The following is an 18,330-nucleotide window of genomic DNA, read 5'->3' as shown; positions in this document are numbered from 1 at the left end:
GTAGCGCGGCTTGCCAACAATCAGGGAGACCAAGCGTGTTCGAGCTTTTGAAAGCCGGTGGCATCCTCATGGTGCCGATTCTTGCCTGTTCCATTCTTGCCCTAGCCATCATTCTCGAGCGTTTCTGGACACTCAGACCGTCCAGGGTGACACCACAGCACACCATTAACGAGTTGTGGCGCTGGATAAAGAAAAAAGAGCTTAACGGGCGCAAGCTCAAGGCGTTGCAGGCATCGTCTCCCCTGGGCCGTATCCTGGCCGGTGGCCTGATGAATGCAAAACATGGTCGTGAGATCATGAAAGAAAGCATTGAACACGAGGCCAGCCAGGTCATCCATGATCTGGAACGCTTTCTCAATCCGCTGGGTACCGTTGCGACGATCGCCCCGCTGCTGGGTCTGCTCGGAACCGTTATCGGCATGATCAAGGTGTTTGCCGAAATCCAGCTCGCCGGGGTCGGCGATGCCGGTAATCTGGCGGGGGGTATTTCCGAGGCTCTGATTACCACGGCATCGGGTCTCACCGTGGCTATTCCGGCCCTTATCTTCCACCGTTACTTTATCCGCCGCGTTGATGAGCTCGTGGTGGGCATGGAGCAGGAAGCCATCAAGCTGGTTGAGGTGGTGCACGGCGACCGCGAAATCGACGTGGAAGGAGCCTGAACACCGTGAAGTTCAAGCGCCAGAGAAGTCAGGAAGTCGGGGTCGACCTGACGCCACTGATCGATGTGGTCTTCCTGCTGCTGATATTCTTTATGGTTTCCACCACGTTCACCCGTGAGAGCCATCTTAATATCGAACTGCCGGAAGCCAACGGCGAGAGGTCTGAATCCGAAGCGACACTGATTGACGTGGTGATCAATGCCGAGGGGCAGTACATTCTCAATGACCGGACACTCGTGAACAACCGCCGGGAAACCCTGCAGCGTGCCGTGAGCGAGCTTGCCGGTGATGATACATCTCTGCCTTTCATTATTACCGCTGACGCCCGCACGCCCCATGAGTTTGTGGTTCGGGCCATGGATGTTGCCGGTCGTCTCGGCTTTGCCAAACTCAGCATCACCACCGAGCGTGAGGCGCCAGCGCCGTGAGCGAATCCAACTCCACAGCCGACCCCGTCAAGCAGCCCGCCACCAACTGGGCGACCTACAAGCGTCTGCTGGCCTATGTAAAACCCTTCTGGCTGGCGTTCTCTCTGGCGGTGGTGGGCAACGTCATCTACGCAGCGGCATCTACGGGCATGGCCGCGGCGATGGAATACGTTATCACTGCGCTGGAGAACCCCACCGATGAAAACCGTATACAGCTGACCCTGCTCATTGTGGCTGTCTTTGCCTTTCGTGGTGTGGGTACCTTTATGAGCCAGTATTTCATCAGCTATGTCGGGCGAAATGTTATCAATGCCCTGCGCAAGCAGGTTTTTGACCGGCTGCTGAACCTGCCTTCGCGGTATTTTGACGAGAATGCCTCGGGCCGCCTGGTTTCCAAACTTACCTTTAACGTCGAGCAGGTTGCCGAAGCCACCACGAACGCAGTGACGATCACGCTCCGGGAGGGGCTGACGATCCTGGGTCTGCTGGGTTTCATGATCTACACCAACTGGAAGCTCACGCTGGTGTTCGTGGCGGTAGGGCCCCTGATTGCCCTGGTGGTCAGCTATGCGAGCAAGCGGTTCCGCAAGATCAGCAAGCGGATCCAGGGTTCCATGGGTGACATTACCCATGTGGCGTCAGAGTCCATCAGTGGCTACCGGGTGGTGCGCACCTTTGGTGGTGAGCACTACGAGCGGGATCGCTTCCGCAAGGTGAGCGAAAAAAATCTCCAGCAAAGCCTGAAAATGGCCTCGACCCAGGCCATCAGCATTCCGATTATTCAGGTTCTGGTGGCCATTGCCATCGCTGCGCTGGTGTGGACCATGCTCGCTCCGGAAATCCGCGGGGAAATGAGCACGGGACAACTGGTCGCCTTTATTACCGCCGCAACCACCATGGCCAAACCCATTCGCCAGGTGACGTCGGTGCATGCCAAGATCCAGAAAGGTGTGGCTGCAGCCCATGACGTATTCGGCACCATGGACGAGGAACCGGAGCATGATCCGGGCACCTATGCCCCCGAGCGGGTCGATGGCAATATCGAGTTCGATAACGTGTGTTTCCGTTATCGGGACCAGCTGGAAGATGTGCTCAAAGGCATCACCCTGAGTATTCCGGCCGGCCAGAGTGTGGCACTGGTAGGGCGCTCAGGCAGCGGTAAATCCACCATGGTCAGTCTGCTGCCGAGATTCTATGAATACACCGGCGGCGATATCCGGCTGGATGGCCACTCCCTGAAGGACTTCTCCCTGGAAGCGCTGCGGGCCCAGATCGCGCTGGTGACCCAGAACGTGGTGCTGTTTAACGACACCATTGCCGCCAATATCGCCTATGGTGCCCTCCGCCATCATAGCCGTGAGCAGATTATTGATGCTGCCACCAAGGCCCATGCAATGGAGTTTATCGAGCGCATGCCGGAAGGCCTGGACACCATGATCGGTGATAACGGCGTGATGCTCTCCGGCGGCCAGCGCCAGCGTCTCGCCATCGCCCGGGCACTGCTGAAAGACGCACCGGTGCTGATTCTCGACGAGGCTACCTCGGCCCTCGATACCGAGTCTGAACGGCACATACAGGAAGCCATGGACATTGTCATGCAGGGCAGAACCACGCTGATCATCGCCCACCGCCTCTCCACCATCGAAAAGGCGGATCGCATTCTGGTGATGGACGGCGGGATGATTATCGAATCCGGCCGACACGAGGAGCTGCTTGCCAAAGGCGGAGCCTACGCCCAGCTCCATCAGATGCAATTCAGCGAGCAGGCATGAGCACGCTGGTGGACCGGCTGTGGTATGGCGGCAAGCGCCCGCTGTGGCCACTGTACCCGCTGGCCTGGCTTTACCGCGCTATTGCCGAAAGCCGGCGCCGCCGGGCATGGCAGGCCCGGGACGAGAAAATACCGGTGCCGGTCGTGGTGGTGGGAAATATCACCGCCGGTGGCACCGGCAAGTCGCCTCTGACTGGGGCGCTCACGGCACTGTTGCAGGAGCATGGCTGGCAGCCGGTTATTCTGAGCCGCGGTTATGGTGGCAAAGCGTATCATTATCCATTGCAGGTCAACGGGGAAACGGACCCTGAGGTGGCAGGCGACGAGCCGGTGATGCTGGCCGCGGAGTCTGGTTGCCCGGTGGTGGTTGATCCCGATCGGAAACGCGGCGCACTCTGGGCCCTCGAGCAAAAGCTGGGTGACATCCTGGTGTGTGATGACGGACTCCAGCACTACCGGCTTCCCAGAGATATCGAACTGGCGGTGTTTGACGCTGCCCGCGGTCTGGGTAATGGGGCCCTGATTCCCGTGGGGCCGCTGCGCGAGCCCCAGGAAAGATTGAACTCCGTCGATTATGTCATTACCAATGGTGGTCGTCTGGACGAGATTGAACACCAACATCAGTTCACCATGACCCTGGCTGCAACCGAGCTGCGCAACCTGGTTTCCGGTGACACCCTCTCACCCGACCGGCTCCAGGGCCAGCCGGTTAGGGCCGTAGCGGGAATCGGCAACCCGTCGCGTTTTTTCGATACACTGACAAGCTTGGGGGCGCAGGTCCGGTCCCGTGCCCTGCCGGATCATCACCGGTTTACCCCGGAAGATCTGCAGGCAGAGGCCGGTGAGTGGCTGGTAATGACAGCGAAGGATGCCGTCAAGTGCCGTGGATTTGCCCCTGACAATGCCTGGGCCCTGGTCGTCAAAGCCCGGCTTCCGGAGCCGTTCAGAGAGGCATTTATAGCCAGCGTCAATCACTGTTATCAAACACTGGATTCCAACGAAACTGTGAGAACACACCATGGATAAGAAACTGATGGCCCTGCTGGCATGCCCGGTTTGCAAGGGAGACCTCAAAATCAATGAGGACAAGACCGAACTGATCTGCTATCAGGATGCAATGGCCTTTCCGATTCGGGAAGGTATTCCGGTTATGCTGGCTACCGAGGCTCGCACCCTGACCACCGATGAGCGCCTGCATAAACGCTGACGGGAAGCCTTTATGTCCTACACCGTTGTGATTCCGGCCCGCTTCGCATCCACCCGCCTGCCGGGAAAGCCGCTGGCGGAGATTGCCGGAAAACCAATGATTGCCCACGTCCATGATCGCGCCTGCGAAAGTAACGCCGGCCGTGTGATCATAGCCACCGACGACCCCAGGATTGAGACCGCCTGCCGGTCCTTCGGGGCAGAGGTGGTGATGACATCCGCCGGTCATGCCAGTGGCACTGATCGCCTCGAAGAGGTAGCCCGGCTGATGAACTTCGGCCCGGACGAACGGGTGGTCAATGTTCAGGGTGATGAACCGCTGATACCGCCACAACTGATTGACCAGGTTGCCGCCAACCTGGAGACCCATCCCGATGTTGCCATTGCCACGCTCTGTGAACAGATCTCGGATGCGGCCAGCGTGTTCAATCCCAATGTCGTGAAAGTGGTGTTTGACCATCGCGGCATTGCGCATTATTTCAGCCGTGCACCGATACCCTGGGCGAGGGATGCATGGCAGACGGCAGACGCCCGGAAGCAGTTGCCGGAAGGGTCCGAATATTATCGCCACATTGGCATCTACGGCTACCGTGTCAGCCTTCTCCGGAACTTCGTCACCTGGGCTCCAGCACCGACGGAAGTGACGGAATCCCTGGAGCAGCTGCGGGCGTTGTATAACGGCGCCCGCATCCATGTGGAAGAAGCCTGCCGGGTGCCGCCGGCAGGTGTTGATACACAAGAGGATCTCGAACGTCTGCGCCAGTACATGGCCGAACACCAGGAGCCAAACCCATGACAACACCGGTTAAGGTACTTTTTGTCTGTCTCGGCAATATCTGCCGCTCCCCCAGCGCCGAGGGTGTTTTCCGTCGGGTGGTACAACAGGCCGGCCTTGATGACCAGGTAACCATCGACTCCTGTGGTACCGGCGACTGGCATGTTGGCAAAGCCCCCGACAGTCGGGCCATTGCCGCCGCGCGGGAGCGCGGGGTCGATATTGGCCATCTGCGGGCGCGCCAGTTCAGCAGCGAGGACCTGGACAATTTCGACTACGTACTGGTGATGGACCGACAGAACCTGGAGGATGTGCGCGATGTCTGGCGCCAGAATGGCGGTACCGAGCCGGTTTTGTTTTTGCGGTTCGGCAGCTCCGGGTATGACGAGGTGCCCGATCCCTATTACGGCGGTAATCACGGCTTCGAACAGGTGCTGGACCTGATCAGTGACGCCAGTGAGGGCCTCCTGCAGCGTATCCGGGAGCAGTTGGTTTGAGCAGCCAGCCCCGAATTCAGGAGAACGTCTCCCTGGCCGGCATGAACAGCCTGGGTATTGACGCCCAGGCCCGTTACTTTGTGTCGGTGACCTCCGTCGATGCTCTCCGGCAGGCGCTGGCCTGGGGGGCTGAACAGTCCGTGGAGCCGCTGATCCTCGGCGGTGGCAGCAATCTGGTTTTTGCCGGTGATTATCCAGGGCTGGTGATCCGTCTTGCGATAAGCCGCCGCTGCTGGGAAAACATTGACGGTGACGAGGCAACCCTGGTGCTGGGCGCCGGCGAGAACTGGCACAGCGTGGTCATCTACGCGGCCTCCGCCGGCTACCGGGGCATTGAAAACCTGGCGTTGATTCCGGGTACTGTTGGCGCGGCACCGGTCCAGAATATCGGTGCCTACGGCTCAGAGCTTCGGGATACATTGTTGGAAGTCAGTGCCCTGGACCGACGCACGGGCGAGGAGATCACGCTTACTAACAGCCTGTGTCATTTCAGCTACCGCGACTCCGTTTTCAAGCATGAGCCCGGTCGCTACGTCATCACCACGGTTCGCTTGAGGCTGTCCCGCTCCCGGCCGTTCTCTCTGGAGTACCGTGATCTGGCCGACTATTTTGACGGTGAGGATACCCGCAGTCTGACACCACTTGAGGTGGCCAATGCGGTGATGGCGGTTCGGCGGCGCAAGCTGCCGGATCCGGCGCAGCTTCCCAACGCAGGCAGCTTTTTCAAGAACCCGGTCGTTTCTCTGAAAACCTGGCACGCACTGCAGCAATCCTATCCGGATATTGCCGGTCATCCCGGGGATAACAATGCCAAGGTTGCGGCAGCCTGGCTGATCGATCAGTGTGGCTGGAAGGGCTACCGCAATGGCAAGGTGGGCGTTCACAACCGGCAGGCGCTGGTGCTGGTAAATCACTCCCATGGCAGTGGCCAGGACGTGCTGGCACTGGCCGACCGGATTCGCAATGATGTCGAGGCACGCTTCGGTATCGCGCTGGAGATGGAGCCGGGAGTGGTTGGCCGCCCATAACCCCGGGCGTGCCTACCCACTTCCATCAGTTGCTTGCTCAGAGCCCGTTGCGGGGTGAGGCGCTTATCAGGAACGGAAGCGCTTCAGCCAGTGGTACATCCTGCTTGTCTTCCTCCCGGCGCCCCTTGTATTCCAGGGTTTCAGCCGCCAGGCCCCTTTCGGACACCACGAAGCGATGGGGTATGCCAATCAGTTCCATGTCGGCAAACTTCACACCGGGCCGTTCGTTGCGGTCGTCCAGAAGCACATCAAACCCGGCCTGGCGAAGCTGTTCATAGAGCTTTTCACCCGCTTCCATCACTGCCGGTGATTTGTGGGCGTTCAGCGTCACGATCGCCACTTCAAACGGCGCAATGGCCTCCGGCCAGATGATGCCCTTGTCGTCGTGGTTCTGCTCGATGGAGGAGGCAACAATTCTGGATACACCGATGCCGTAACAGCCCATTTCCAGGATCGCGCTTTTGCCGTTTTCATCGAGAACGGTAGCGTTCATGGCCTTGCTGTACTTGTTGCCCAGTTTGAAGATGTGGCCAACCTCGATGCCTCGGCGGATTTCCAGGGTGCCTTTGCCGTCAGGGCTGAGGTCGCCTTCCACCACATTGCGCAGGTCTTCCACCCGCGCCAGGGGAAGGTCGCGCTCCCAGTTTACGCCGGTCAGGTGGTAGCCTTCCCTGTTGGCGCCGCACACAAAGTCCGCCAGATGGGCGGCACTGCGGTCAACAATGACCGGCACCGGCAGTTTTACCGGGCCTATGGAGCCTGCCTTGCAGCCGACGGCCTTCTCGATTTCCTCATCCGTGGCCATGGTCAGAGGCTCCGCCACACCCTCAAGCTGCTCTGCCTTGATGTCGTTGAGGGTATGGTCGCCCCGCAGGATCAACGCCACCAGCCCGCTGGTTCCGTTTTCGTCTTCCTCTGCCTTGACCATCAGTGTCTTGACAGTAGCGCTGGCGTCAACGCCCAGGAAACCGGTAATCGCCTCGATGGTACGTTGGTTCGGCGTTGCCACTTCCGCCATATCCTGTGACGGCGCTGGCCGCTCACCAGCAGGGGCGACAGCCTCGGCCTTCTCGATATTGGCGGCATAGTCGCTGTCGGTGCTGAATACAATGGCGTCCTCGCCGGAAGAGGCCAGTACGTGGAATTCGTGGGAAGCGCTGCCGCCGATGGCGCCGGAATCGGCTTCCACCGGGCGATAATCCAGACCCAGCCGGTCGAAAATGGCGCAGTAGGTGCGGTGCATTACCTGGTAGGTGTCATTCAGGGACTCGGCATTCACATGAAACGAATAGGCATCCTTCATGATGAATTCCCGGGCACGCATCACTCCGAACCGGGGCCGCCGCTCATCGCGGAACTTGGTCTGGATCTGGTAGAAGTTCGCCGGCAGTTCCTTGTAGCTCTTCAGCTCATTCCGGATCAGGTCGGTGATGACTTCCTCGTGGGTGGGGCCGAAGCAGAAGTCACGACCGTGGCGGTCCTGCATTCTCAGCAATTCGCCGCCGTACTGTTCCCAGCGCCCGGATTCCTGCCACAGTTCGGCAGGTTGCACGGCAGGCATCAGCACTTCCTGGGCGCCGCTCTTGTCCATTTCTTCCCGCACAATGCGCTCTACCTTGCGCAGCACTCGCAGCCCCATTGGCAACCAGGAATAGAGCCCGGCAGCCAGTTTGCGAATCATCCCGGCCCTGAGCATCATCTGGTGGCTGATGATCTCGGCATCTGCAGGCGTTTCTTTCTGGGTGGCAATCAGGTAACGGCTTGCTCGCATTGTGTTATCCGTAAGCAGTTGAAAAGGGATTCTTTATTTATCACATGGTGCCCGCTATTGTACGGAGCGATTACCGCAAGGTACAGATGGACAGACGGAGAGAAGTGAATGACCCTGACAGCCGCAGAAGTCGAAGCAGTAATCCGGGCCGGCGTGCCCATGGCAGAGGATATCGGCTTCACTGTTGATGAAACCGGGGATCGGGGCTATGCCCGCACCCGCCTGGTGTTTTCGGAACGGCTGATCCGCCCGGGCGGTACCCTGTCTGGTCCGGTGCAGATGGCCCTGGCGGATGCCTCCATGTACGCCGCCGTCATGGCTGCCATCGGCAAGGTAGAGATGGCGGTGACCAGCAATCTGTCCATCAACTTTCTGCACAAACCGGCGCCGTCCGATCTGGTGGGGGAGGCCACGGTATTGCGCATGGGGCGCCGGATTGCTTTCTGCGAGGTGCGCCTGCTGTCGGGGGAGGGGCACCAACAGCAAGTGGTCGCCCACGTCACCGGCAGTTACGCCTTACCTCATGACAGATAGCCCAGCGGCAATGCCGTGCTGTCGATTACCCGTCTCAGCACAAAGCTGGAATGTACGCCGCTAACCCCCTGTATGCGGGTGATACGGTTAAGCAGGAAATGGTGATAGTGGTCCATGTCCGGCACCACAACTTTGAGCATGTAGTCGGCGTCCTGGCCGGTGATCAGGTAGCATTCCTGCACTTCCGGGTACTCGCCCACCTGTTTCTCGAAAGCGGCAAAGCGTTCCGGCGTATGGCGATCCATGCCGATCAGGATGATCGCGGTTAACGAAAGCCCCAGTTTCTTATGGTCCAGTATGGTGACCTTTCGGACAATCACTCCGGCTTCTTCAAGGGCACGGACCCGTCTCAGACAGGGGGAGGGGGAAAGGCCTACCTTGTCTGCCAGTTCCTGGTTGGTCAGGGACCCATCCTGCTGCAATTGTTCGAGGATGTTGCGGTCAATCCTGTCGATCTTGACGAGCGAGCTGGTAGAAGTTGACATAAGCTGCCGGTTATCGATTAATATTTGAAAGAATATAGCCATTCTGAATCTTTCCAGGGCAAAAAAGCAATCATTTTCCCTGTTGCACGCGTTATCCTGATTGACAGTCAACGAATTCCCAGTAAAACAGCAAGGAATCACCCTTATGGCATTTGATCATCGTAAATACGTTGCGTTCACGCCGGTGGCCAAAACCGATCGTCGCTGGCCGGACAAGGTCATCACGCAGGCACCGCGGTTCTGTGCCGTGGATCTTCGGGATGGCAACCAGGCGCTGGTCAAGCCCATGTCGGTGGCACAGAAGCAGCGGATGTTCGATTTGCTGGTAAAGCTGGGCTTCAAGGAAATCGAGATCGGCTTTCCGGCTGCAAGCCAGCCGGACTTTGATTTCTGTCGCAAGCTGATCGAGGACGGCCGGATTCCCGAGGATGTTCACATCCAGGTGCTGACCCAGGCCCGGCCAGAACTGATCAAGCGCACCTATGAGGCGCTGAAAGGCGCCCGCAAAGCGATTGTTCATGTGTACAACTCAACCTCCACGGTTCAGCGCGAGCAGGTTTTTGATATGGACCGGGCCGGTATCAGGGATATCGCTGTCAACGGTGCTCGTGTGGTCAAGGCCAATGCCGAGAAATACCCGGATACCGAGTGGACTTTCCAGTATTCACCGGAGAGTTTTACCGGTACCGAGCTGGATTACGCCGCCGAAGTGATCGACGCTGTCAATGATGTCTGGCGCCCGGACCAGGGTCAGCCAGTGGTGATCAATCTGCCGGCCACCGTGGAAATGGCTACTCCCAACGTTTTTGCCGACCAGATTGAGTGGATCTGTGACCATGTCCGTTACCGTGAACACATCTGCATCAGTGTTCATACCCACAATGACCGTGGCTGCGGCGTGGCAGCGGCAGAGCTGGCGGTGATGGCCGGGGCGGACCGGGTTGAAGGCACCCTGATGGGCAATGGCGAGCGCACCGGCAATATGGACCTGGTTACCATGGCCATGAACCTTTATTCACAGGGCGTGGATCCCACAGTGGATCTGTCCGGTATGGCAGAAATTACCGATGTGGTGGAGGCCTGTACCGAGATATCCACGCATCCGCGCCATCCCTATGCCGGTGAACTGGTGTTTACAGCATTTTCCGGCAGTCATCAGGACGCAATCCGTAAATGTCTGAGCAAACGTAAAGACGGTGATGCCTGGCACGTGGCCTATCTGCCCATCGACCCGAGAGACCTGAATCGCCGCTATGAGGAAGTGGTCCGTATCAACAGCCAGTCCGGCAAGGGTGGCGTTGCCTATGTGCTGGAGCGGGACTACAACATCAGCCTGCCGCGCTGGTTGCAGATCGAGTTCAGCAAGCTGGTGCAGCGTGAGGCCGAAACCAACGGCGGAGAGATCGACTCGCTGACCATCCACCGGCTGTTCGAAGACCGTTACCTGCAGGTGAACAGGGCCTGGGAGTTGCGGTCCTACGACCTGCACCGTGATGATGAAGGCGTTACCGCCACCGTCAGCATCGGTGCCGGTGATCACCCCGTAACCCTCAAAGGGCACGGCCTGGGTGCTGTGGAGGCCGTGTCTGCAGCGCTCGAAGCGGAATACGGGGTGTCACTGGCGGTAGAGGCTTATGATGAATTCGCCCTGGGCGAGGGCACCAAAGCCAACGCGCTGGCCTGCATCCGGGTAACGGTGAATGGTCAGCATTGCAGCGCGGCGGCGCTGGCGGAGGACACCACCTCGGCCACACTCCAGGCTCTGTTCTCGGCAGTCGCCCAGGTGGTGGCTGAAGAACGGGATGGCCGAGCATCCAGCAAGGCGGCAGCCGAGGCGGGTGCCTGACAAGGAAAAAGCCGGCATATTGCCGGCTTTTTCGGGTTCCCTGTGCCCGTGAGGGGCATAGGGCGGGGACGCGTAAACCTCAGACCGGGGTTACGTTTTCCGCCTGGGGTCCTTTCGGGCCCTGTGTAACGGTAAACTGCACCTGCTGGCCTTCGGTCAGGGTGCGGAATCCGCTCGCGTTGATTGCACTGTAGTGAACGAATACGTCACTACCGCCGTCCTGGGCAATGAAGCCAAAGCCTTTGGACTCGTTAAACCATTTCACGTGGCCTGTTTTTGTATCATCTGACATTGAACTTTCCTGTATTTCCGAGATTTTGCCCTCACGGGACCGTCGGTGTTCCTGAGGAATTACCGATGCTGCAAAAATCCAGAAAGTACTGAGGAAAGTGGCAACGAAAAGCACGCTGGCAGGACGTTGAAACGTATTCACCAAATACCGCTGTATTTTCACAGCTTTTTCAGTATAGACCGCGGTGGGAGTCCGTCAACGCTTTTTTTGGTACTTTAGTAAAGTTTTTTAAGCCGCAAAAACAACAAGTTGTCACGAAATTGTCAACAATCGGAACCTGCGGTCGGGCCGGCTCCGGTTGATGATGGTGGGCTGTAGTAGGGCAGAATATCAGCGTTTGAACCGCGCGCTGATCTCTTCCAGTATTGCCGGGTCATCGATGGTGCTGGGTACGGAATACTCTTCACCGTCAGCAATCTGGCGAATGACCCTTCGCAAAATCTTGCCCGACCGTGTTTTCGGCAGCCGATCGACAACCATGGCCCTTTTGAAACACGCAATCGCACCGATTTTGTCTCTGACCATTTCGATCAGCTCATCCTCGAGCTCGTCATGGTCAATGGTGGCCCCATCCTTGATCAGCACCAGCCCGACGGGAATCTGGCCTTTCATTTCATCGTTGGCGCCCACAACACAGCATTCGGCAATGGCAGGGTGCGAGGCGACCACTTCTTCCATTTCCCCGGTTGAAAGCCGGTGCCCTGCGACGTTGATGACATCATCAGTGCGGCCCATGATGAAGACATAGCCATCGTCGTCGATAAAGCCACCGTCACCGGAGCTGTAGAATCCCGGAATCGGATCCAGATAGGTTTTGCAGAAGCGGGCATCATCGCCCCACACCGTTGTCATGCATCCGGGAGGCAGTGGCAGCTTGACCGCGATCTGCCCTTGCTCATTGGCCGGAACCTGACTGCCCTCCATATCGACTACCTGGACGTTATAGCCTGGCGAGGGCACGGTCGCAGACCCTGGTTTGGTCTCCATCATCTCGATGCCAATGGGGTTGCAACAGATCGCCCACCCGGTTTCTGTCTGCCACCAGTGGTCGAGAATGGGCAGGCCGGTATGTTCCTTCAGCCACTCATAGGTGGGAGGGTCGAGCCGCTCTCCGGCCAGGAAAATGCGTTTCAGCGAACTGACGTCGTAGCGAGCCAGCTGATCCGCCTCGGGATCTTCCTTGCGCACCGCGCGGAACGCTGTGGGAGCAGTAAAGAGCATGTCTACGCCATGCTCCTGGACGACACGCCAGAAGGCACCTGCATCCGGAGTTTTTACCGGCTTGCCTTCGTATAGGATGGTGGTGCAGCCGGCAAACAGGGGCGCGTAAACAATGTAGCTGTGGCCCACTACCCAGCCAACGTCCGAGGCTGCCCAGAAGACGTCACCCGGGCTGGCATCGTAGACCAGTTGCATGCTGTAGCGAAGCGCCACGGCATGGCCACCGTTATCACGGACAACCCCTTTGGGCTTACCGGTGGTGCCGGAGGTGTAGAGAATATAGAGCGGGTCGGTTGCTTTTACCGGCACCGGGTCCACCGGGCTTGCCTGCGACACCAGCTCGTTCCAGTCAAAATCCCGACCCTCTTTCAGTTGCGCCTTCACCTGTGGCCGCTGAAAGACAATGCAACATTCCGGTTTGTGCTCGGCCTGGTCGATCGCCCTGTCTACCAGCGGCTTGTACTCGATCACTTTTTTGACTTCGATGCCACAGGAGGCGGTGATGATTGCCTTGGGTGCTGCATCATCAATGCGCACTGCCAGCTCGTGGGCCGCAAAGCCGCCGAAAACCACGGAATGGATGGCGCCAATACGGGCGCATCCGAGCATGGCAATCACCGCTTCCGGGATCATCGGCATATAGAGGATGACCCGGTCGCCCTTGGTGACGCCACGATCCTGGAGCGCCCCGGCAAAGGTTGCCACTGCACGGGTAAGTTCGTTGTAGGTATAGGAGTCAGTAGTGCCGGTAACAGGGGAGTCGTATATCAGGGCCTTCTGTTCGCCACGACCGGCTCGGATATTGGCATCAAGTGCAACATCGGAGGTGTTCAGGGTGCCATCAGGGAACCACTGTCCGTGGCCGTTATCGGTTGGCTGCCAGATGGTCTGGGGTGGCTCGATCCAGTCAATCGCCTGAGCTTTTTCCCGCCAGAAGTCTTCTGGCCGCTCGATGGATTTCCTGAATTCGGAATTGTAGTCCATAACATCCACCTCGTAGAGTTGTTGTTGTGTTAAGCAATACCCACAACTTTAAGCGCTTTGAGGTGCAGGACTACTAGACCATAGGCTAAATTCCTGCCTTTTTGGCGATTACCGGCCACCGGAATTGATGGAAATCACGTTTGCTTCGAGTTGGCCGGTGGCCACCCTGGCGGTTATTTTTTCGCCAGGGCGCACGCTGGTGGCCTTGCGGACGATCTCCCCGTTTTCCTGCTGGACAATCGCGTACCCGCGGCCAAGGGTCGCCAGAGGGCTGACGACATGAAGGGTCTGGCCCTGGTGCTCCAGTCGCTCGCGCCGCCGCGCAATGGTTTCCCGGGCAACCCGGGTCAGGCGGTCGGCCAGCCGGCTGACATCAGCCTGGCTGTCACTCAGTTGCTTTCTGGGGGATTGCATCGCCAGGCGCTGGCCCAGGTGTGTGGCTTTGACTCTGTCCCGCTCCAGGCGCTGGCCCATGGCTTTGCCCAGTCGCAGGTCCAGCTCGTCCATGCGCTGGGCTTTTTCAAGCAGCTCACGGCGGGGGTCACGAAGCCGCACAGACAGGTGCTCAAGACGGGTTCCCATGCGCTTGAGTGCGCGACTGGCGGCCCCGGCCAATCGCAGCTCGCGCTCTTTGAGCTGGCGTAGCCAGTCGTTCTGGTCCGGCGAGATTTTTTCTGCCGCCGCGGACGGTGTCGGGGCGCGCAAATCGGCTACGAAATCGGCAATGGTGACATCGACTTCGTGTCCAACCGCGCTGACCGTTGGCAGCGGGCATGCTGCGATGGCGCGGGCCACGGTCTCTTCATTGAAACACCATAGGTCTTCCAGGGAGCCGCCCCCGCGGCCGATGATCAACACGTCGGCTACGCCATGGCGGCTGGCACGCTCTATGGCGCGAACGATATCTCCCGTGGCCGCCTTGCCCTGTACCGCTGTGGGGTAGAGGGTCACCGGTATTGCCGGGCATCGCCGAGCCAGCACCGTCAGAATGTCGTGAATGGCGGCGCCGGTTGGCGAGGTGATCACTCCTATGTGCCGGGGCGTCGCGGGCAGTGGCTTTTTGCGGGCGGCATCAAACAGCCCTTCCTGCTGCAGTTTGCGTTTCAGTTCCTCGAAGGCCTGTTGCAGCGCGCCGAGGCCGGCCGGCTCGATATGCTCGACAATAATCTGGAAGTCACCACGGTTTTCGTAAAGCGTGACCTTGCCGCGGATGCGAACCTGTTCACCTTCTTTGGGAATATCCCGGACCCGCTGGTTGAAACCCCGGAACATGGCGCAGCGGATCTGACACTTGCGATCTTTCAGGGAAAAGTACCAGTGGCCGGAAGAGGGGCGTGAAAACCCGGAAAGCTCCCCCTCAACCCAGACCTGCATGAAGCTGGCTTCCAGCAGATGGCGGGCCTGGTGGTTGAGTTCGCTGACACTCAGTGCCCGGGGGCGGGAATCCTGAAAACCGCTGTCCAAGGAAGTCACTCCGTGTTGATGCATACGCACAAGTCGAAAATGAAGGGCAAAAATAGCGCAATTTCAAAAAGATGCAACCCGATCGCCAAACAGCCCCGGTTTACTGTCAACCACGGCCCATTTATAATAGGTCGATTAAGGATTTTGCTTTGCCACACCTTGCGTGATGTGGCGTCGGAATCCTCCAATCTAGCATGTTCAAAAGGCGGATCCCAATGCTGCGAATTGCCGAAGAAGCCCTTACCTTTGACGATGTACTGCTCGTTCCAGGACGTTCAGAGGTACTTCCTCACCAGGTCAGCCTCAAAACCCAGTTGACCAAAGCGATCACCCTGAATATTCCCCTGTTGTCGGCGGCCATGGATACCGTTACCGAAGCGGACCTGGCTATCTCCATGGCTCAGGAAGGTGGTATCGGCATCATGCACAAAAGCATGTCAGCCGAGCAACAGGCTGCAGCAGTTCGCAAGGTGAAAAAATACGAAAGCGGCGTGGTGAAGGACCCGATTACCGTATCACCGAATACCACGGTTCGCGAACTGGTCGACATTACCATGGCCAATAACATTTCCGGGCTGCCGGTGGTGGATGGCCGTGACCTGGTGGGTATTGTGACAGGTCGCGACATCCGGTTTGAAAGTCGCCTGGATACCCCGGTTTCAGAGATCATGACCGGCAAGGACAAGCTGGTAACGGTCAAGGAAGGTGCAGATCTTGAAGACGTCAAGGAACTGCTCCACCGGCACCGCATCGAAAAAGTACTGGTGGTCAACGAAGAGTTTGAGTTACGTGGCCTGATCACCGTGAAGGACATCCAGAAAGCCAAGGATTATCCGTTGGCCTGTAAAGACGAACAGGGCCGTCTGCGAGTGGGCGCTGCAGTAGGCACTGGCGCTGACACCGACGCCCGCGTCATCGCACTGGTTGAGGCCGGTGTGGATGTAATTGTGGTGGATACGGCCCATGGCCACTCAAAAGGCGTACTTGATCGGGTTCGCTGGATCAAGGAGCATTACCCGGAAGTGCAGGTGATAGGTGGCAATATCGCTACCTCTGATGCGGCTATTGACCTGGCAGACGCCGGCGCGGATGCGGTCAAGGTGGGCATCGGTCCCGGTTCTATCTGTACGACCCGGATCGTTGCCGGCATTGGCGTACCCCAGATTACGGCAGTGTCCAACGTTGCCGCCGCCCTTAAGGATCGTGGCATTCCCGTGATCGCTGACGGCGGTGTGCGTTTCTCCGGTGATATCTCCAAGGCCATCGCCGCCGGTGCCTACAGCGTCATGATCGGCAGCCTGCTTGCCGGTACCGACGAGGCGCCCGGTGAAGTGGAACTGTTCCAGGGGCGCAGCTACAAGGCATACCGTGGCATGGGCTCCATCGGCGCCATGGGCAAAGGTTCCAGTGACCGTTACTTCCAGGACGCCAGCAAAGGTATTGAGAAGCTGGTACCGGAGGGCATAGAAGGCCGCGTGGCCTGTAAGGGTCCGATGCGCAACATCGTGCACCAGTTGATGGGCGGCCTGCGTGCTTCCATGGGTTACACCGGCAGCGCCACCATGGAAGAAATGCGCACCAAGCCGGAATTCGTCCGCATCACCAACGCCGGTATGCGTGAGAGTCACGTCCATGATGTGACCATCACCAAAGAAGCTCCCAACTACCGTATCGGTTGATTATTGTCGCACCAGGCGCGGCTCAGGGTATGAGCCGCGCTTTTTCTTTCTGATCCGAGGATTTCATGGCCCACAACATCCACGACCACCGCATTCTGATTCTCGACTTTGGCTCCCAGTACACCCAGCTCATTGCACGCCGCGTTCGGGAAATCGGTGTCTATTGTGAGATCAAGCCCTTTGATATCACCGATCAGGAACTGAAAGAGTTTAATCCCCAGGGCATTGTCCTGGCCGGTGGCCCCGAATCCGTCACCAAGCTTGGTGGGCCCAGGGCACCGGAAGGGCTGTTCGAAAAGGGCATCCCGGTGCTCGGTATTTGCTACGGGATGCAAACCATGGCGGAGCAGCTGGGCGGCCGTGTGGCCAGCTCCGAGAAACGTGAATTCGGCTATGCCCAGGTCAAGGTGCGCGCCAAGGGGCCTTTGCTTCAGGATATCACCGACCACCTCACCGCCACCGGAGACTCGCTGCTGGATGTGTGGATGAGCCATGGTGACAAGGTGGTGGTTATGCCCGAGGGCTTCGAGCTCCTGGCGTCCACGGAAAGCGCACCCGTTGCCGCTATGCAGGATCTCAGTCGCAATCTCTACGGTGTCCAGTTTCACCCGGAAGTGACTCATACCCTGCAGGGTAAGCGCATTCTCGAGCACTTTGTGCTGAACATCTGCCAGTGTGAAGCCCTTTGGACCCCTGCCAAAATCGTCGAAGACGCGGTCCAGCAGATCCGTAACCAGGTCGGTGAAGACAAAGTACTTCTGGGGCTTTCCGGGGGCGTGGATTCCTCCGTAACAGCGGCACTGCTGCACAAGGCGATCGGCGATCAGTTGACCTGTGTGTTTGTGGACAATGGCCTGCTGCGCCTGCACGAAGGCGACCAGGTGATGGACATGTTCGCCAGCAACATGGGCGTGAAGGTGATCCGTGTGGATGCGGAGGACCTGTTCCTGTCCAAGCTCAAGGGTGTTGATGACCCGGAGAAGAAGCGCAAGATCATTGGCAATACCTTCATCGACGTCTTCGACGAAGAGGCCACCACCATCCGTGATGTAAACTGGTTGGCTCAGGGCACTATCTACCCGGACGTCATCGAATCCGCGGCTTCCAAGACCGGTAAAGCCCACGTTATAAAATCCCATCACAACGTGGGTGGCTTGCCGGAAACCATGAAAATGAAACTGGTAGAGCCCCTGCGAGAGTTGTTCAAGGACGAGGTGCGTCGCATCGGGCTTGAGCTCGGTCTGCCTTACGATATGGTCTATCGCCATCCATTCCCCGGCCCGGGCCTGGGCGTGCGGATTCTGGGCGAGGTCAGGAAGGAATACGCCGAGATCCTGCGCCGGGCCGATGCCATTTTCCTCGAAGAGCTGCATCGTGCCGACTTTTACCACAAGACCAGCCAGGCTTTTGCGGTGTTCCTGCCGGTCAAGTCAGTGGGTGTTGTCGGGGATGCCCGCCGCTACGAATACGTGGTGGCGCTGCGTGCCGTGGAGACCATCGACTTTATGACCGCGCGCTGGGCGCATCTGCCTTACGATTTGCTGGAAACCGTTTCCAACCGCATCATCAATGAGATTGAGGGCGTCTCCCGGGTGACCTACGACATTTCCTCCAAGCCACCTGCTACCATTGAGTGGGAATAGACTGATCGGTTCTGACGTTGGCCGATCTCTCCAATCCATCGGCT

17 protein-coding genes are annotated in these 18,330 nt (G+C 58.5%); 12 read left to right on the top strand and 5 right to left on the bottom strand.

Annotation, left to right across the window (positions count from 1 at the left end; all coding sequences use genetic code 11):
• The first annotated feature begins 35 nt into the window (after positions 1-35).
• The 8 genes from DIT71_RS09915 to murB are packed head-to-tail and all read left to right on the top strand — an operon-like array spanning position 36 to position 6,367.
• Positions 36-662, top strand: coding sequence for a MotA/TolQ/ExbB proton channel family protein (locus DIT71_RS09915; RefSeq protein ID WP_114613063.1), 627 nt, complete (start codon positions 36-38; stop codon positions 660-662).
• 5 nt (positions 663-667) lie between these two features.
• Positions 668-1,090: an ExbD/TolR family protein gene (locus DIT71_RS09910; protein WP_114613062.1), complete on the top strand. Its 423-nt coding sequence runs from the start codon at positions 668-670 to the stop codon at positions 1,088-1,090.
• Positions 1,087-2,862: a lipid A export permease/ATP-binding protein MsbA gene (gene msbA / locus DIT71_RS09905; RefSeq protein WP_114613061.1), complete on the top strand. Its 1,776-nt coding sequence runs from the start codon at positions 1,087-1,089 to the stop codon at positions 2,860-2,862. Before DIT71_RS09910 ends, msbA begins: the two co-directional genes overlap by 4 nt.
• The gene (lpxK, locus tag DIT71_RS09900) at positions 2,859-3,887 is read left to right on the top strand and encodes a tetraacyldisaccharide 4'-kinase (protein WP_114613060.1); all 1,029 of its coding nucleotides are present in this window, start codon (positions 2,859-2,861) and stop codon (positions 3,885-3,887) included. The genes msbA and lpxK overlap by 4 nt, the downstream gene beginning before the upstream one ends.
• Entirely contained in the window at positions 3,880-4,068 is a 189-nt protein-coding gene (locus DIT71_RS09895; RefSeq protein WP_114613059.1) for a Trm112 family protein, read from the top strand. Before lpxK ends, DIT71_RS09895 begins: the two co-directional genes overlap by 8 nt.
• A 12-nt stretch (positions 4,069-4,080) precedes the next feature.
• On the top strand, positions 4,081-4,863 hold the full coding sequence (gene kdsB, locus DIT71_RS09890; RefSeq protein WP_114613058.1) for a 3-deoxy-manno-octulosonate cytidylyltransferase: 783 nt from the start codon (positions 4,081-4,083) through the stop codon (positions 4,861-4,863).
• Positions 4,860-5,339, top strand: a complete 480-nt coding sequence (locus DIT71_RS09885) for a low molecular weight protein-tyrosine-phosphatase (protein WP_114613057.1) — start codon at positions 4,860-4,862, stop codon at positions 5,337-5,339. Before kdsB ends, DIT71_RS09885 begins: the two co-directional genes overlap by 4 nt.
• On the top strand, positions 5,336-6,367 hold the full coding sequence (gene murB / locus DIT71_RS09880; protein ID WP_114613056.1) for a UDP-N-acetylmuramate dehydrogenase: 1,032 nt from the start codon (positions 5,336-5,338) through the stop codon (positions 6,365-6,367). Before DIT71_RS09885 ends, murB begins: the two co-directional genes overlap by 4 nt.
• A 37-nt stretch (positions 6,368-6,404) precedes the next feature.
• On the opposite strand, the gene DIT71_RS09875 is transcribed toward murB, so the two are convergent.
• Positions 6,405-8,138: a proline--tRNA ligase gene (locus tag DIT71_RS09875; RefSeq protein WP_114613055.1), complete on the bottom strand. Its 1,734-nt coding sequence runs from the start codon at positions 8,136-8,138 to the stop codon at positions 6,405-6,407.
• A 108-nt stretch (positions 8,139-8,246) separates the two neighbouring features.
• On the opposite strand from DIT71_RS09875, the gene DIT71_RS09870 reads away from it, so the two are divergent.
• Complete coding sequence (locus DIT71_RS09870; protein ID WP_114613054.1) at positions 8,247-8,672, top strand: PaaI family thioesterase; 426 nt, start codon at positions 8,247-8,249, stop codon at positions 8,670-8,672.
• On the opposite strand, the gene DIT71_RS09865 is transcribed toward DIT71_RS09870, so the two are convergent.
• On the bottom strand, positions 8,660-9,157 hold the full coding sequence (locus tag DIT71_RS09865; protein ID WP_114613316.1) for an Lrp/AsnC family transcriptional regulator: 498 nt from the start codon (positions 9,155-9,157) through the stop codon (positions 8,660-8,662). The genes DIT71_RS09870 and DIT71_RS09865 overlap by 13 nt on opposite strands.
• A 136-nt stretch (positions 9,158-9,293) precedes the next feature.
• On the opposite strand from DIT71_RS09865, the gene leuA reads away from it, so the two are divergent.
• Complete coding sequence (gene leuA / locus DIT71_RS09860) at positions 9,294-11,003, top strand: 2-isopropylmalate synthase (protein WP_227538071.1); 1,710 nt, start codon at positions 9,294-9,296, stop codon at positions 11,001-11,003.
• Between the two features lie 79 nt (positions 11,004-11,082).
• Here leuA and DIT71_RS09855 read toward each other — a convergent pair whose 3' ends face one another.
• The 3 genes from DIT71_RS09855 to xseA form a co-directional block, all read right to left on the bottom strand.
• A complete protein-coding gene (locus DIT71_RS09855) occupies positions 11,083-11,295 on the bottom strand; it encodes a cold-shock protein (protein ID WP_027832312.1) in 213 nt (70 codons plus the stop codon).
• 330 nt (positions 11,296-11,625) lie between these two features.
• The gene (locus DIT71_RS09850) at positions 11,626-13,500 is read right to left on the bottom strand and encodes a propionyl-CoA synthetase (RefSeq protein ID WP_114613052.1); all 1,875 of its coding nucleotides are present in this window, start codon (positions 13,498-13,500) and stop codon (positions 11,626-11,628) included.
• A gap of 108 nt (positions 13,501-13,608) precedes the next feature.
• Entirely contained in the window at positions 13,609-14,988 is a 1,380-nt protein-coding gene (xseA, locus tag DIT71_RS09845) for an exodeoxyribonuclease VII large subunit (protein ID WP_114613051.1), read from the bottom strand.
• A 191-nt stretch (positions 14,989-15,179) separates the two neighbouring features.
• Between xseA and guaB the strand changes: the two genes are divergently transcribed.
• Positions 15,180-16,643, top strand: coding sequence for an IMP dehydrogenase (guaB, locus tag DIT71_RS09840; protein ID WP_114613050.1), 1,464 nt, complete (start codon positions 15,180-15,182; stop codon positions 16,641-16,643).
• A 65-nt stretch (positions 16,644-16,708) separates the two neighbouring features.
• Entirely contained in the window at positions 16,709-18,286 is a 1,578-nt protein-coding gene (gene guaA / locus DIT71_RS09835; protein WP_114613049.1) for a glutamine-hydrolyzing GMP synthase, read from the top strand.
• The last annotated feature ends 44 nt before the right edge of the window (positions 18,287-18,330 follow it).

The organism is Marinobacter vulgaris (assembly GCF_003344045.1).
Taxonomy (GTDB): Bacteria; Pseudomonadota; Gammaproteobacteria; order Pseudomonadales; family Oleiphilaceae; genus Marinobacter; species Marinobacter vulgaris.
This window is presented reverse-complemented; position numbering and strand designations above follow the sequence as displayed.

Bases quoted from the DNA above. Each gene is read 5' to 3' on its own strand.
- lpxK (WP_114613060.1), top strand. From the start codon at position 2,859: ATGAGCACGCTGGTGGACCGGCTGTGGTATGGCGGCAAGCGCCCGCTG.
- DIT71_RS09895 (WP_114613059.1), top strand. From the start codon at position 3,880: ATGGATAAGAAACTGATGGCCCTGCTGGCATGCCCGGTTTGCAAGGGA.
- kdsB (WP_114613058.1), top strand. From the start codon at position 4,081: ATGTCCTACACCGTTGTGATTCCGGCCCGCTTCGCATCCACCCGCCTG.
- DIT71_RS09885 (WP_114613057.1), top strand. From the start codon at position 4,860: ATGACAACACCGGTTAAGGTACTTTTTGTCTGTCTCGGCAATATCTGC.
- DIT71_RS09875 (WP_114613055.1), bottom strand. From the start codon at position 8,138: ATGCGAGCAAGCCGTTACCTGATTGCCACCCAGAAAGAAACGCCTGCA.
- DIT71_RS09870 (WP_114613054.1), top strand. From the start codon at position 8,247: ATGACCCTGACAGCCGCAGAAGTCGAAGCAGTAATCCGGGCCGGCGTG.
- DIT71_RS09865 (WP_114613316.1), bottom strand. From the start codon at position 9,157: ATGTCAACTTCTACCAGCTCGCTCGTCAAGATCGACAGGATTGACCGC.
- DIT71_RS09855 (WP_027832312.1), bottom strand. From the start codon at position 11,295: ATGTCAGATGATACAAAAACAGGCCACGTGAAATGGTTTAACGAGTCC.
- DIT71_RS09850 (WP_114613052.1), bottom strand. From the start codon at position 13,500: ATGGACTACAATTCCGAATTCAGGAAATCCATCGAGCGGCCAGAAGAC.
- xseA (WP_114613051.1), bottom strand. From the start codon at position 14,988: ATGCATCAACACGGAGTGACTTCCTTGGACAGCGGTTTTCAGGATTCC.
- guaB (WP_114613050.1), top strand. From the start codon at position 15,180: ATGCTGCGAATTGCCGAAGAAGCCCTTACCTTTGACGATGTACTGCTC.
- guaA (WP_114613049.1), top strand. From the start codon at position 16,709: ATGGCCCACAACATCCACGACCACCGCATTCTGATTCTCGACTTTGGC.